The organism is Rhizobium sp. CFBP 13644 (assembly GCF_014842165.1).
Classification (GTDB): Bacteria; Pseudomonadota; Alphaproteobacteria; order Rhizobiales; family Rhizobiaceae; genus Agrobacterium; species Agrobacterium tumefaciens_C.
In genome coordinates this window covers 227,449-240,769 of record NZ_JACYVF010000003.1, presented here as the reverse complement: position 1 = coordinate 240,769, position 13,321 = coordinate 227,449, and the positions used below count along the sequence as shown (strand labels likewise).

The 13,321-nt window shown below is 55.1% G+C and carries 12 protein-coding genes; 6 read left to right on the top strand and 6 right to left on the bottom strand.

The window, feature by feature from the left end:
- Both IFT53_RS10595 and IFT53_RS10590 read right to left on the bottom strand, forming a co-directional pair.
- Positions 1 to 1,149, bottom strand: a complete 1,149-nt coding sequence (locus IFT53_RS10595) for an acyltransferase family protein (protein WP_342365800.1) — start codon at positions 1,147 to 1,149, stop codon at positions 1 to 3.
- Between the two features lie 358 nt (positions 1,150 to 1,507).
- On the bottom strand, positions 1,508 to 2,980 hold the full coding sequence (locus IFT53_RS10590) for a lipopolysaccharide biosynthesis protein (RefSeq protein WP_192064673.1): 1,473 nt from the start codon (positions 2,978 to 2,980) through the stop codon (positions 1,508 to 1,510).
- 118 nt (positions 2,981 to 3,098) lie between these two features.
- Between IFT53_RS10590 and IFT53_RS10585 the strand changes: the two genes are divergently transcribed.
- Positions 3,099 to 4,064, top strand: coding sequence for a glycosyltransferase family A protein (locus tag IFT53_RS10585; protein ID WP_192064672.1), 966 nt, complete (start codon positions 3,099 to 3,101; stop codon positions 4,062 to 4,064).
- Positions 4,065 to 4,102: 38 nt separating this feature from the next.
- Positions 4,103 to 5,053 carry a polysaccharide pyruvyl transferase family protein gene (locus IFT53_RS10580; RefSeq protein WP_192064671.1) on the top strand — a complete coding sequence of 317 codons (951 nt, stop codon included), beginning with the start codon at positions 4,103 to 4,105 and terminating at the stop codon, positions 5,051 to 5,053.
- A 21-nt stretch (positions 5,054 to 5,074) separates the two neighbouring features.
- Here the strand turns inward: IFT53_RS10580 and IFT53_RS10575 are convergent, their stop codons facing one another.
- Both IFT53_RS10575 and IFT53_RS23965 read right to left on the bottom strand, forming a co-directional pair.
- On the bottom strand, positions 5,075 to 6,070 hold the full coding sequence (locus tag IFT53_RS10575; RefSeq protein ID WP_192064670.1) for a glycosyltransferase family 2 protein: 996 nt from the start codon (positions 6,068 to 6,070) through the stop codon (positions 5,075 to 5,077).
- Between the two features lie 120 nt (positions 6,071 to 6,190).
- Complete coding sequence (locus IFT53_RS23965; protein WP_192064669.1) at positions 6,191 to 6,481, bottom strand: exopolysaccharide production repressor protein; 291 nt, start codon at positions 6,479 to 6,481, stop codon at positions 6,191 to 6,193.
- 377 nt (positions 6,482 to 6,858) lie between these two features.
- Between IFT53_RS23965 and IFT53_RS10565 the strand changes: the two genes are divergently transcribed.
- On the top strand, positions 6,859 to 7,131 hold the full coding sequence (locus IFT53_RS10565) for a DUF6074 family protein (protein ID WP_042616706.1): 273 nt from the start codon (positions 6,859 to 6,861) through the stop codon (positions 7,129 to 7,131).
- 25 nt (positions 7,132 to 7,156) lie between these two features.
- On the opposite strand, the gene IFT53_RS10560 is transcribed toward IFT53_RS10565, so the two are convergent.
- Positions 7,157 to 8,188: a LacI family DNA-binding transcriptional regulator gene (locus IFT53_RS10560; protein ID WP_192064668.1), complete on the bottom strand. Its 1,032-nt coding sequence runs from the start codon at positions 8,186 to 8,188 to the stop codon at positions 7,157 to 7,159.
- Positions 8,189 to 8,349: 161 nt separating this feature from the next.
- On the opposite strand from IFT53_RS10560, the gene IFT53_RS10555 reads away from it, so the two are divergent.
- The 3 genes from IFT53_RS10555 (at position 8,350) to IFT53_RS10545 (ending at position 11,934) form a co-directional block, all read left to right on the top strand.
- Positions 8,350 to 9,876 (top strand): sugar ABC transporter ATP-binding protein, encoded by a 1,527-nt coding sequence (locus IFT53_RS10555; protein ID WP_192064667.1) that lies wholly within the window; start codon positions 8,350 to 8,352, stop codon positions 9,874 to 9,876.
- 35 nt (positions 9,877 to 9,911) lie between these two features.
- Positions 9,912 to 10,919, top strand: a complete 1,008-nt coding sequence (locus IFT53_RS10550) for an ABC transporter permease (RefSeq protein WP_192064982.1) — start codon at positions 9,912 to 9,914, stop codon at positions 10,917 to 10,919.
- Between the two features lie 67 nt (positions 10,920 to 10,986).
- On the top strand, positions 10,987 to 11,934 hold the full coding sequence (locus IFT53_RS10545) for a substrate-binding domain-containing protein (RefSeq protein WP_192064666.1): 948 nt from the start codon (positions 10,987 to 10,989) through the stop codon (positions 11,932 to 11,934).
- Positions 11,935 to 11,985: 51 nt separating this feature from the next.
- Here the strand turns inward: IFT53_RS10545 and IFT53_RS10540 are convergent, their stop codons facing one another.
- The gene (locus IFT53_RS10540; RefSeq protein ID WP_192064665.1) at positions 11,986 to 13,239 is read right to left on the bottom strand and encodes an NAD(P)/FAD-dependent oxidoreductase; all 1,254 of its coding nucleotides are present in this window, start codon (positions 13,237 to 13,239) and stop codon (positions 11,986 to 11,988) included.
- Positions 13,240 to 13,321 lie beyond the last annotated feature (82 nt).

Here is a 13,321-nt window from a genome sequence, read left to right as displayed (position 1 = left end):
TCACCTTTGTCTGTGTGGAACGGGTGTCGTGACGGCCGGCCCGCGGGGGTCAGCTTTCACGGTTGCGGAATTATTCGTTGGGGGCTTCGGTTTCTTGCCGCGGCTTCCCGTCAACACACCGTAGAGGGATGGCAGCCTGGCGCGAACCTGCGCATTGGTGATGATTAGGATCACGAAGGAAAGTAGGACAGCCCCAAAATAGAATGCGGGATAAAAATCCGGTCCGCTTCTGTTCCAGACCATCCACATGATGACGAGAAGCGGGTAGTGGGCGCAGAAAATCCAGAAGCTAAGGCTTCCCGTGTTGGCAAGGCGTTGCCCAATACGGCTCTGGATCAAAAGCGATGACGACGCCCACAAACCCACCGCACCAAACACAGCCAAAAGATTGCGCAGCAGGTTCAGTTCGAACGTGAATTCAGGTCCGGTGAAGTAGAGGCCTGTGGCAAGAAGAGCAGTAGCCAGGAAAAGCCCTGCAGTGATGATGACCGCGTAAGGATCAAGAGTTTTCAGATCAACCTTGTACAAAGCAAGTGCGATGCCGAGGGAAAAGCTGAAAAGAATGGACTTTTTCTGCACGATATAGAGCGTGAGATCTGGCCAGGCAGTCACAACAAGAAGCACGCCGAGCGTCGCTATCGGAAAGCGCCGCACGAAAAATGCCAGGATCGGCGCCAGCAGGATGCACACGAACAGGTCGCGGAGAAAATAGAGAGGCACATTGACCGGAAGTTCTTCAACCGCGGCTCCATGGCTGAGGATTTCGCGCGTCGATGCATTCCATAGGTCAGGGAAATAGCCATCTCCAACGCCAATGCGTTGCATCAAAAGCACGGCCAGAAACAGCGCGCCGTTCCATAGCAGGAATGGCAGCAGAACGGTTTTAGCCTTTGATTTTACAGTCGCTGAGTAGTCGAACGCACTGATGCCACGACGGAACAGAAGATAACCAGAGATGGCACTCAAACACGGCACACCGACGCGAAATAGCGCATCGCCCAGGAAAACCCGCAACCAGTCAAAAAAACCATACAGCCCGAGAAAGGGGCTGGTTTCAGGATTATGAGGCACGTGTACGAAAACAATGCCTGAAATTAAAACTATGCGCATCAGATTGATGCGGGAAGACAGGTTCTGATCAAAAGTCACATCAGTTCCCCTTTATTGGGCGGTGTCTCCCATCACCGCATGACAACCAAGAGCGAACGTAAGCCCACCAATAGAGTCTCGGTTTTACATGAGGGTAAAATGTGGCAATGCGAGAAAAATGCATCTCGAAATATGAGGGGTGAATCTCTGGAAGGCGAGGCTCCTAGTTATCGAAAGCGATCTCAAGTTACTGTTTTTGAATTGAAAAAAAGACTTGCGCAGATCTTTTCCATGAAATCACGGGTGGAAACAGCTACCCCAAAATATGCTGCATTGCACAAATTGAAGCGCAAAAAATGGTCACGTGATCGCATCTACCGACGAAACGACTGACGGATTGTGGCGAAAAAGGGCACCGCTACGGTGTGGCGGGTTGAGATTTGCGGTTTTTCACCATGCCTAGAATCTTCTTCAACAGCTCCCGTTCGGTCAACAGAATCAGCGCGGCATAGACAACGCCACCGACCACTGCACCGACGATAACCTGCATGTAAGCATGGGGCAGGCTGGCTTCGAGCAGATGCAGGCTGTACCGCACCGCAAGCGCCATGACGAAGGATGCCACCATCGGCCGGCTGCTGATGTAAAGGCCTTTGAGAAGCGGCATTTCGCTCGCCTTGAACACAGCCCATGAGTAGGCAAAGAGCGTGATGCCGTTGACGATGCACAGCGCCACCATGGTGTCATTCAACGTTCCATAAGTCGCTGCAAGCCAGACCACAAGTGTGGTGACGACGGCGCGGATGGTTGCCGACCAGAACAGAACGCGGCCATAGCCTGCGCCCTTGAGGTAGGGGATAAACGTGCTGCAAGGCGTGAGTATTGCCTTGGACAAGGCAAGAAGACCGAGGACTGGCCAGGCATAGGCCCATTGTGGACCGAAAATGACCAGCATGGCGGGTTCAGCAATCGCCCACAGACCGAACATCATGGGAGCCAAGAGAACGGTCAGTACCTGAGTCGAAAACATCAGCGCATCGCGACGGCGCTGTTTGTCATCCATCATGCGGCTGAAGGCTGGGAAAAGCACGCCCATAACGGCAGAGAGCACCACCTGATTGGGAATGCTGGCGAAGCGATTGGACGCCGAGTAGGCGCCCGCATCGGCAAGGCCCAGATGTCGGGCGATCACGACCATCGGCGACTGAAAGGTGACGAAGTTGGCGATTTCCGAACCCATCAGGCCCGAACTGAACCCCAACAGCGGAACGAGGCGCTTCGGCTTCATGACGAAGCGTGGACGATAGTGCGATACGGCATAGAGACCGACCAGCCGGATGAAGGCCGCCGCGAACAACTGGATGATGAGCGCCCAGACCCCGTAACCGGCCAAGGCGAGGATGACAGCGACAACAGCTGCGATGCTCTCAGACAACATACTCCAGAGGGCGTCTTTGCTGAAATTCATGCGCCTTGCCAGCAGCGAGTAGGCAACATCGCCCGCCAGTTGGATGGGGATGAGAAACGCCATGATTCGCAGAAGATACGCGCTTTCGACAGCCCCAAGCAGCTCTCCGAAGAATTCCGCGCCAAAGTAGAGGATTGCGGCCATGGTGCAGGAAATCGCGAGATTTGCCCAGAAGACGGTGTGGATCGTATCCATGTCTTCTTCTTTTTCCACAATCAGCGCGGAGGTCAGTCCAGCGCCCGCAATCATGGTCAGAAACTGCACAACAGTCAGGCCCACTGCCACGACGCCAAATTCTTCCGGTGTCAGCAATCGGGCGAGAATTGGTACCGTGACAAACTTAAGCCCGAATGTGCCTGTTTTTGACAGTACGCTCCAACCGACATTCGTGGTAATCGTCTTGACGCTCGGAGCTGGGGGCATACGTGCATCCTATTCGTTTGGAGGCCGGCGGGGTGGACGCTGGCGGGGGGACTAGCCACTCATCGGGGCCGCTTATTATCGGGCCCGACACTTCTTGATCAACACAAGGGGCGAAACAATGGCGAAATTTACAGTCGTTATTCCTTATTATCAAAAGCAGCATGGCGTTCTTGGTCGTGCATTGGCATCAGTTTTTGCGCAGACTGTTCAGGATTTCGATCTCGTCATCGTTGACGACGAATCGCCCTATCCGATTGAAAATGAAATTGCCGCTCTGAGCCAAGAGCAGCAAGATCGCATCAAGGTTGTCAAGCAGGCCAATGCGGGACCCGGCGGTGCACGCAATACGGGGCTCAATAATGTTCCGGCTGATACGGCCTATGTCGCGTTTCTCGATTCGGACGATATCTGGATACCTGACCACCTGAAAAATGCCGCCTACAGTCTCGAAACCTTCAGTGGCGAGTGCTACTGGGCATCGATGCAGGCGAGCGACGAGTTTTATTACCACTTCGCGATTTCCGAGCTCGAGAAAAACGAAGACGCGACCCGGCTTTCCGAATCACCCAAGGTGATCGAACTGCCGGATCTGGCCAGCGTCATGCTTCGCAACTGGAGCTTCCTGCATCTCTCCTGCATGGTTATTGGCAGGCCCTTGTTCGAGAAGATCCGTTTTGATCCGATCTTGCGGCTTGCGGCAGAAGACGTGCTGTTTTTCTGCGATTGCATCATGGCGTCCAAGTGTACGCTTCTGTGCGATGATGCGGGCGCCATGCGCGGCATGGGCGTGAACATTTTCCACAGCATCGACAATACCTCGCCGGAGTTCCTGCGACAGCAGTTCAACACCTGGGTGGCGCTGGATACGTTGCAGGGCCGTTTTGCGAAGCGTCCTGCCGATGTTGCATCCATTGCATCCTATAAAAACACGGCGCGCAAGCAGGCGCTTTGGAGCCAGGCAGGCAAATTGAAGCAGCGCAAAGCACCCGAGCTCGGCCTGTTGTTCAAATGGATGATGCGAGACCCGGCTATTTTGCGGGCAGCGCTCGAACTGGGAACTGGCAAATTCGCCCGCCAGAAATGAGCGGCGCTGCCAACCATATTTTCATTCAGGAGTAGTCCATGAAACCATATCACTGGGAATCGCATCACGGCAATTTTGGCGATGACCTTAACCTCTGGCTTTGGGATTTCCTTCTGCCGGGCCTGCGTGATGTCCACCCGGATGTGTTGCTGGTCGGCGTCGGTACCGTTCTCAACGATGTTCTTTTCCCACCCGCTCAGCGTAAACTTATCATCGGCAGCGGTTACGGCTACGGTGCGGTGCCGGATATTTCCAACAAGGAATTGTGGGATATTCGTTGTGTGCGCGGTGAAATGACCGCCGCAAAGCTAGGATTGCCAGCTGAAATGGGGATTGTAGACCCGGCGGTGATGGTAACCGAGATGCCGGACTTCAAAAATCTGCCCAAGCTGCACAAGAAGACGTTTATTCCCCATTGGGAATCGGCTGAATTCGGCATGTGGGAAACAGTCTGCGAACCTGCGGGGCTCACCTATCTTGATCCGCGTGGCGAGGCCAAGGCGGTTATCAAGCACATTGCACAGTCGGAATTCATCGTTGCCGAGTCCATGCACGGAGCAATTCTGGCAGATGCGTTTCGCGTGCCATGGGTTGCGGTCAGCACATCAACCTCGATCAACAGCTTCAAGTGGAGCGATTGGGCTGGCAGCGTGGGCACCAAATACGAGCCGCGCTACGTGCCTGTTTCGACCCGTGCCGAAGCAGCCAAGAAGGGTTCGAAATTCTGGGGCATGAGCTTCCCGCCGCCACCACCGCCAGAGGTCGTAGAGCAATCGTCCCAACACCATGACGGCGACGTGCTGGTGCGTCCGCAGACAGAACAGTTCTCGGTGAAAAAGCTGGCAAAGCAAGTTCTTGCCGCGCCTTCAACTCTGGCCTTGTGGCAAGCAAGCCGTGCCGAGCCCCGACTTAGCCCTGATGGACGGCTGGAAGAGCGCAAAGAGCGCTTTCAGGCTGTGCTGGAAACGATCAAGCGGGACTATTTCTAAACGCGAAAGACGCCGCTCGCCTCAATGGTTGAGCGGCGTTGCCCTCAGCAGATACCGGATATCTGCCACTTCAACGGGCTTTTTGCGGAGACGCGCAGTTTTGTCACGCCATAGACCCTGCGCAATCGCCGGCGCTGCCGATACCCGGTTCAGAGTGTGCGACAAGGCTCCGCCCAGACCATTTCTCGCCTTGGCATCCAGAAAGTCACGAAGCTCGAATTTCTCGCGAATATGCCGCTCGTGCTCCTCAAGAGCGCGTTTTTCATCAGGGGCCAATGGGTACTCAGCGAGTATTTTTCGATCCGCCTCGTAAAGTTGGCGCAAATCTTCGGTCCGGTGACGTCCGCTCAGCGAATCTCCACGCACGATGGCTCCATAGCCACAATTGCGGATCACCTTGTATCGTGCTCCGCAGGCGAGCGCCCTGACATATAACTCGTAATCTTCGCCAAGGCGAAGAGCTTCATCATACCGCAAGCCATGTGTTTCGAGAAACGAGCGGCGGATGACGGGCTTGAGAAATCCGGTCTCACCGCGCTCAACGCCGCGCTTGGAAATGTTACCTTCAACAAATTCAACGAGCTTCAGGAAATGCGTTTCGGGCGCAAAGTTTGCCGGAACCATGGAGGCAGCGCCTGCGACCGATTGCTTGATAAAGGCGATGTTATCCGCCACCAGATCCCAGTCATCATGCTCAAGCATTGCCGTAAAACGACCTGCGAAAAAGAAATCGTCAGCATCAAGAATGCTGATTAGAGGGGCCGTGGAGATTTGAATGGCATGATTGCGTGCAGCAGAGGGGCCGCGATTGACCTCGAAGCGTTCTACCTTCAGGCGCCCGGTACCATCATCACAGGATTGGGCAATGGCAGATGTTGCGTCGGTCGAACCGTCATCGATGACGACGACCTCAGCGACTTCAGGCTCTCTAAGGGCTGATTTGATCGCGGTCGCGATTGTGTCTGATGCGTTCTTCGCAGCAATAATCACACAGATCGATTGCAATTCCCCGGCCATAAAAACTCCTGCGTCTTTGCGTTACCACTGTATTTAACGCAAAAAATGTCAGGCGTATGGAGGTCCAGGCGTTATTTCGCACCTGCAAAAATTTCGATGGTGTGCGCGAAAGGTGGAAACTCAGAGATCACTCAGTTTCGGGCTGTGCGTTGGCACAACGGTAATGCTTTCAGCAACGGACTTATCCAACGCTGGCGGCAGATCTTTCTGAAAGCCGAAGCTTGCATTCATTCGACGCTTTTCCTTCGCGACAAGAAGGACAACGCCGATGAAGTAACCGACCTGAATGATCACAAGGCAGATCAATGTCTGGATAAGGCTAGTGAAGAATGAGCCATGAATAATGTACGTCGCAACAGCGAAAACCAGCAATGCGCACATCATGCTGATGAAAACGCGCGGGGCGTACATATTATTCTCCTCCGCTAAGCATTGCCTCCCTGTAGAGAAATGCATTTTTCTAGCCTTCTTTTCACCGGATAATATTACGAAATGCGTGCCATTTCAACAAAGTTATACTTCCCTTAATGCGTGCAGGATGAAACTTTGGTAATCTTTGTTGGTAAAATTTTCCCGAATTTGTTCTGTTTCGCCGTTCTTCAGTGTGTGTCGCCTGCCTTTCGGGTCTCAGGGTTGAGAAAGCATTAAATTGCACCGGTCCCCATCGCCTTCATCAAGGTGCTGCGTGGTTGCGGACGTTCTTTGCTGCAGAAGTGCGTCTGTAGACTTCGTTAACTATGTCACGGGTAAAGATAGGGGAGTGATTCCCGAAGATGTAAGGTGTGCGTGTGACAAAGCGTTCAGAAGTAATTGCGTTTCCTGCCAAAAACCGCGTCGCAGACATCAAGCGATGTGTTCAGGCCCTTCAGGTTACCCACGGCGAAGAGGCAAACCGTTTCTGGCGGGATGAGTGCCGGGCGCTTGCCACACGTCTCACCAATCTTGGTTATGACGAGCTTGCCATGCGCCATGAAGTTATGGAATTTCAGGCAGCGGTTCAGTCTCAGCTCCTATGGGCAGCTTGCCAGCAGGCCGAGCCAGCGCGCCGCGACGCGAACTAAAACCGAAGCCGCGCTTCCTGGTTTGCTATTTCTGGGCCCATCGTCTGGCGGGCGCAGCAACAGAATTGCGAACAATGAGGTCCGGCGTCAGCAGTATCTCTGGCTGATCTGCTTTTTGTCCGCCGAGCAGGTCTAGCAACAGTGCCATGGCGTGTTTGCCAATCGATGTTCTCGGCTGGCGGATGGTTGTCAGGGCAGGGTTCATGAAGACGGCCTGGGGAATGTCGTCGAAGCCGGTGACGGAAAAGTCACTGGGAATATCATAGCCACGCGCTGTGAGGCCGATCATGACACCGATTGCCGTTTGATCATTCACGCACATGAAAGCCGTCGGTAGCGTATCGCGCATGAAAAGTTGCTCGATAGCCAACCGTCCGCTTTCCAGCGTGCCATCGCCTTCGACAATCATGGCCGGGTTGGGCGACAGACCAGCGGCATTCAAACCCTCATCATATCCTTTTCGACGCCTGCTATAGGCAAGGCGAACGCGGGAATCGCCGATGAAGGCAATATGTTTGTGTCCCTCGGCAATCAGCATATCTATCACCTTGCGCGCACCAGCCGTGTCATCCACGCCCACATAGGGAATGCCGCCATTATAGATCGGTTCGAACACCCCGACGCTTGGCGGTAGCCTTGCTGTCATGGCCTGATGTCCAAAGGGCAGAATGCCGGTGAACAGGATTAAACCGGCCGCTTGGTTCGAGTTGAGAAACTTCAGATATTCCAACCCGCGTTGAGCATCGTTCTGCGTATGGCCGATCAGGACGCCGTAACCGTGCGACCGCGCTTCATTCTCAAGCCCGACGAGAATGTTGGAAAAATTCGGATCGCCAATATCGGGCGCGACAACCAGGATCATGTTGGAGCGACCCAGCCGCAGGCTGCGCGCCATGGCATTTGTCGTGTAGCCTGTGACGGCGATGGCCTGATTGACCTTCAACCGCGTTGAAGTCGCGACTTTTTCAGGATTGTGGATCGCCCGCGAAACGGTCGCGATGGAAACCTCCGCAATTCTGGCAACGTCTTCGATTGTGGCGGGTGAGGAAGTGGACAAGGAAGGCCTCGGATATGTGCGTGCCGGGACACTACACAGACAGGGCGATGGGTCAAAGCAGATTACGCCAATTCTGTGGAATGAGGTCAATGTAAACCTTTACATCATCTGTGTAAAGGTTTACATCAGCCTCTAGACGAGGGAGACGTCTGGAGGAAATCATGGGTGAGGACATGTCTGAAGGCGGCACTATAGTGCTGTCTGCGCGTCGAATTTCAAAATCATTTAACGGTGTACAGGTGCTTTTCAGTGTCAATTTTGACCTGAAGGCCGGCGAAATCCACGCCCTGATGGGTGAAAACGGTGCCGGGAAATCGACGCTCGTAAAGGTTCTCTCAGGGTTTGAGCAGCCAAGCAGCGGTGAAATCTTGCTGGATGGTGCCCCTATAAAGCTGCCAGCCAATGGGCTGGCCGAAGCTCTCGGCATCGTCATCATTCACCAGGAATTCAATCTGGCAGAACACCTGACTGTCAGCGAGAGCCTGTTTCTCGGGCGGGAGTTGACGCGGTTCGGTGTGCTGGATCGCAAGGCTATGCGCGCTGAGACACGCAGAGTTCTCGACCAGCTCGGGTGCCATGTCGATGAAAATGCGCTGATTGGCACGTTGTCGGTCGCCGAAAAGCAGATGGTCGAGATTGCCAAGGCCATTAGCCGCGATGCACGCATCGTCTTCATGGATGAACCGACGGCGGTCTTGTCTCGGGATGAAACCAATTACCTCTTTCAGCAGGTCCGCAAATTGCGCGACAAGGGCACAAGTTTCGTGTTCGTGTCCCATAAGCTGGATGAGGTGATGGAGTTGACAGACCGTGTCACGGTTCTGCGCGATGGCCACTGGGTCAAGACAGCACCCACATCCATGCTGGATGGTGAAGCGATTGCCCAGTTGATGGTGGGCCGCGAACTTGCCAGCCTCTATCCGGCCAAGCGCGAGCCTGATGTTGATGAAAAGGTGGTCCTCAGCGTCACCGGATTGTCCACACGCTACGTGCAGGATGCGAGTTTTGAGCTTCGACGCGGCGAAATCATCGGTTTTTCAGGGCTCATCGGATCTGGTCGGACCGAACTCGCCGAAGCCATCGTTGGTCTGCGGGGCCGCTCCACGGGCGAGGTCATCGTCAACGACAAAGTCCTGCCGCCGCATGATTTGCACGCGGCCATCGATGCTGGACTTGCCTATATGACCAAGGACCGAAAATCCAAGGGGTTGCTACTGAATGCGGGGATGGCGCTGAATCTTACCCTGCAATCTCTGGAGCGGCACGGCAAGTTTGGCTATCTCAGCGCATCCAGTGAAGCGAAATCGCTGGAGCGGGCGCGGCGGCGCTTTGATATTCGCGTGCGCGATGGCAGCGTGGTCGTCGGGCGCATGTCGGGTGGCAACCAGCAGAAGCTGTTGCTTGCCAAGGTCATGGAGACCGAGCCCAAAATCATCATTATCGATGAGCCGACACGTGGCATCGACGTGGGCACGAAACAGCAAATCTACCATTTCATTTCTGCTCTGGCGCGGGATGGCCATTCGGTCGTTGTCGTATCGTCGGAAATGCAGGAGGTCATCGGCTTATGTACCCGCGTTGCCGTGATGCGCGAAGGTTGCGTTGTCGGGATGCTGGAAGGCGACGAAATTAACGAGCGAGAAATCATGCGTTATGCGGCAGGCCTGAAATCTAAGGCAGCAGCATAGCCGATGTGTTACAGGGCGGGAGGTCTGTTTTGGGTATGAGTGAGAGTGAAGACGGCAAGGAAAGACGGGCGAAGCGGTCGCTCCGCGACATAGACCTGCGCGCCGTTGCCCCCTTCGTTGCGTTGTTCTTGCTGTTGATTGTCGGTGCCATGGTCAATCCGAATTTCATCAGCATCAACAACCTTGCCAATGTGGCGACGAGAAGCGCATTCATCGCGATCATTGCTGTGGGCGCGACATTCGTGATTTCGGCGGGTGATCTGGACTTGTCAGTCGGCTCGATGGTTGCCTTCGTTGCCAGTCTGATGATCCTTTTGATGAACTCCGGCGCCGTATCCGACCCTGCGTTGATGCTGGTTCTTGCGGTTGGATTCACGCTGGTCGCCGGGTCGCTGTGCGGGCTTGCGAACGGGTTGATCACAACAGTCGGCAGGATCGAGCCCTTTATCGCTACGCTGGGCACGATGGGTGTCTTTCGTGGTTTGACGACCTGGCTGTCGCAGGGTGGGGCGATCACGCTTCGCGATCCGCAGGTGCAAACGATGTACAGGCCAGTCTATTTCGGCTCGGTTCTCGGCATGCCAATCCCCATTCTGGTCATCCTGATTGTAACGGCTATCGCAGCTTTCATTCTCTATCGCACGCGCTATGGACGCCACGTCACGGCCGTTGGCTCAAACCGTGATGTTGCCAAATATTCCGGCGTTTCCGTCAACCGCGTCCGCACGATTGCTTTTGTCATTCAGGGCCTCTGCGTGGCGATTGCGGTACTGCTTTACGTGCCACGCCTTGGCTCCACCTCGGCAACAACAGGCATGATGTGGGAATTGCAGGCCATTACTGCTGTTGTGGTTGGCGGTACGGCGCTGAAGGGCGGCGCGGGCCGGGTGTGGGGCACGATCTGTGGTGCGTTCATTCTGGAACTCGTCGGCAACATCATGCTGCTTTCGAACTTCATCAGCGAATATCTGATCGGCGCAATCCAGGGCGCCATCATCATCATCGCGATGCTCGTACAAAGATCGCTGATGAGGCGATCATAGAGTTACCGGGTCTACGGGTCGCCCGGGTGAGGAAACCAAGACCTTTGTTGATGTGGGAGGAAGACACATGCGAAAAAGACTATTGGGAGTGACTGTTGCGCTCTTGGCGCTTGCAGGCGGCGCGCAGGCGCAGGACAAGAAAGTGACAATCGGTGTTTCCATTCCGGCTGCCGACCATGGCTGGACGTCCGGCGTGGTCTACCATGCCGAGCGCGTTGCCAAACTTTTGATGGCGGAGCATCCCGGCCTGAATGTCATCGTCAAGACATCGCCTGATGCTGCAACCCAGGCAAATGCGGTGCAGGATCTGGAGACGCAGGGCATCGATGCCTTGGTCATCCTGCCATCCGACCCTGATCCACTGGTGAACGCGATCAAGCAGGTGAAGGACAATGGTAAGTTCGTGGCACTGGTGGACCGTGCGCCAAGCGTCAACGACGATACCGTTCGTGATCTCTATGTTGCTGGTAACAACCCGGCTTTGGGGGAAGTTGCGGGCAAGTACATCGCAGACACCACACCTGAGGCGCAGGTCGTTGTGATCAGAGGCTTGCCGATTCCGATCGACCAGCAGCGTCAGGATGGCTTCGACAAGGGTATTGCCGGATCGAAGGTGAAAATTCTGGAACGCCAGTTCGGTAATTGGAACCGCGACGACGCCTTCAAGGTCATGCAGGACTATCTGACCAAGTATCCGAAGATCGATGTTGTCTGGTGCCAGGATGATGATATGGCGGTTGGCGTGTTGCAGGCCATCGAGCAGGCAAAGCGCACCGACATTCAGTATGTCGTTGCCGGTGCCGGTTCCAAGGATATGATCAAGAAGGTCATGGATGGCGACAAGATGATCCCTGTCGACGTTCTTTATCCGCCAGCCATGGTGGCCACTGCAATGCAGCTTACCGCAGCCAACTTCTATGATCAGGTGCCTGTTCGCGGAACCTATATTCTGGACGCTACGCTCGTCACGAAGGAAAATGCCAAGAGCTTCTACTTCCCGGACTCACCGTTCTGATATCTAAGGTCTATCAGGCCCGTTCGAAAGAGCGGGCCTTTTCGCATCTGATCAGGCAAAACGACTCGCGCGGAATGGGTCTATGGAGATGGATGTCTCCACGCCCGTTGCAAGTTCGGTCACGAGCTTTGCCGTGGCCGCAGACTGGGTCAGACCAAGATGGCCGTGGCCGAAGGCATAGATCACGGAACTGCTGGCACGGGATGTGCCGATAACGGGAAGGCAATCCGGCATGGAAGGCCGGAAGCCCATCCATTGCTTGCCGCCCTCGGTTTTCAAACCCGGCAGGAATTTCCCGGCCTTTTTCAGCATCGCCTCGGAGCGACGAAAGTTTGCGGGCAGTTCAAGGCCGCCCAACTCCACTGCGCCGCCAACACGGATGCCGGAAGAAAGTGGGGTGACAACGAATGCATGGTCGTTAAAATAGATCTGGCGCGTGAGGTTGAACGAACCCGCTGGTAGCGTGGTGTTGTAGCCACGCTCGGTTTCCAGCGGCAATGCGTTGCCCAAGGATGCTGCAAGGGGTTTGGACCAGGCGCCGCACGCTATCACGACTTTGTCTGCGGCAAGTTTCTCACCATTCGACAACGTCACAATCGTGCTCTCGCCGATGGTCTCGACGCGAATGGCCTCGCCTTTGCGAAGGGCAGCACCACGCGAGATCACCAGATCGGCAATCGCCCTTGTGAATCCATAGGGGTCGCCAACCTGCAAACCCGCCGGTGTAAACACGGCATGCTGAAATTGCGGGGCGAGACCTGATTGCAGGCGATCAATATCTGCTCTGCCGATACGGGAGAAGGAAATCCCGGCGCGTTCTTTCTCGTCCCAATCTTTCTGCGCGGCATCGAAGCTTGCCTTCGTGTCGTAGAGATCAAGCGTACCGGTATTGGTGATGTGATGGGCCAGTTCGGGCATTGCAGCCACTGCCTGCATTTCGCTGGCGGCCAGCCGCATCATGTTTTTCTGGACGGCAAGGCCATGCTGAAACTTGCGCGGAGAACTGGCCTGCCAAAAGCGCCAGAGCCATGGCATGATTTTCAATGCATAAGCAGGCGGTACGCTCAGCGGGCCGAGGGGATCGATCAGCCACTTCGGCGCTTTTCTCATGATGCCGGGCGCGGGGATCGGAATAATCTCCGGGAAAGCGAGGATTCCCGCATTGCCTGCGCTTGCGCCTCGCGCCATCTCGCCACGTTCAAGAAACGTGACGCTCTTGCCCGCATTCTGCAGATACAAGGCCGACATGGCACCGATGATGCCCGTGCCGATGACGAGAACATCGCATTTTTCTGAAGAGTTCATCCAAGCATCCCGAGAGTTGATAGGATGAGATATCAAGTTAAATGCAAACTGTCGACAGAGCAACAAGCTAATGCTGTGAGAG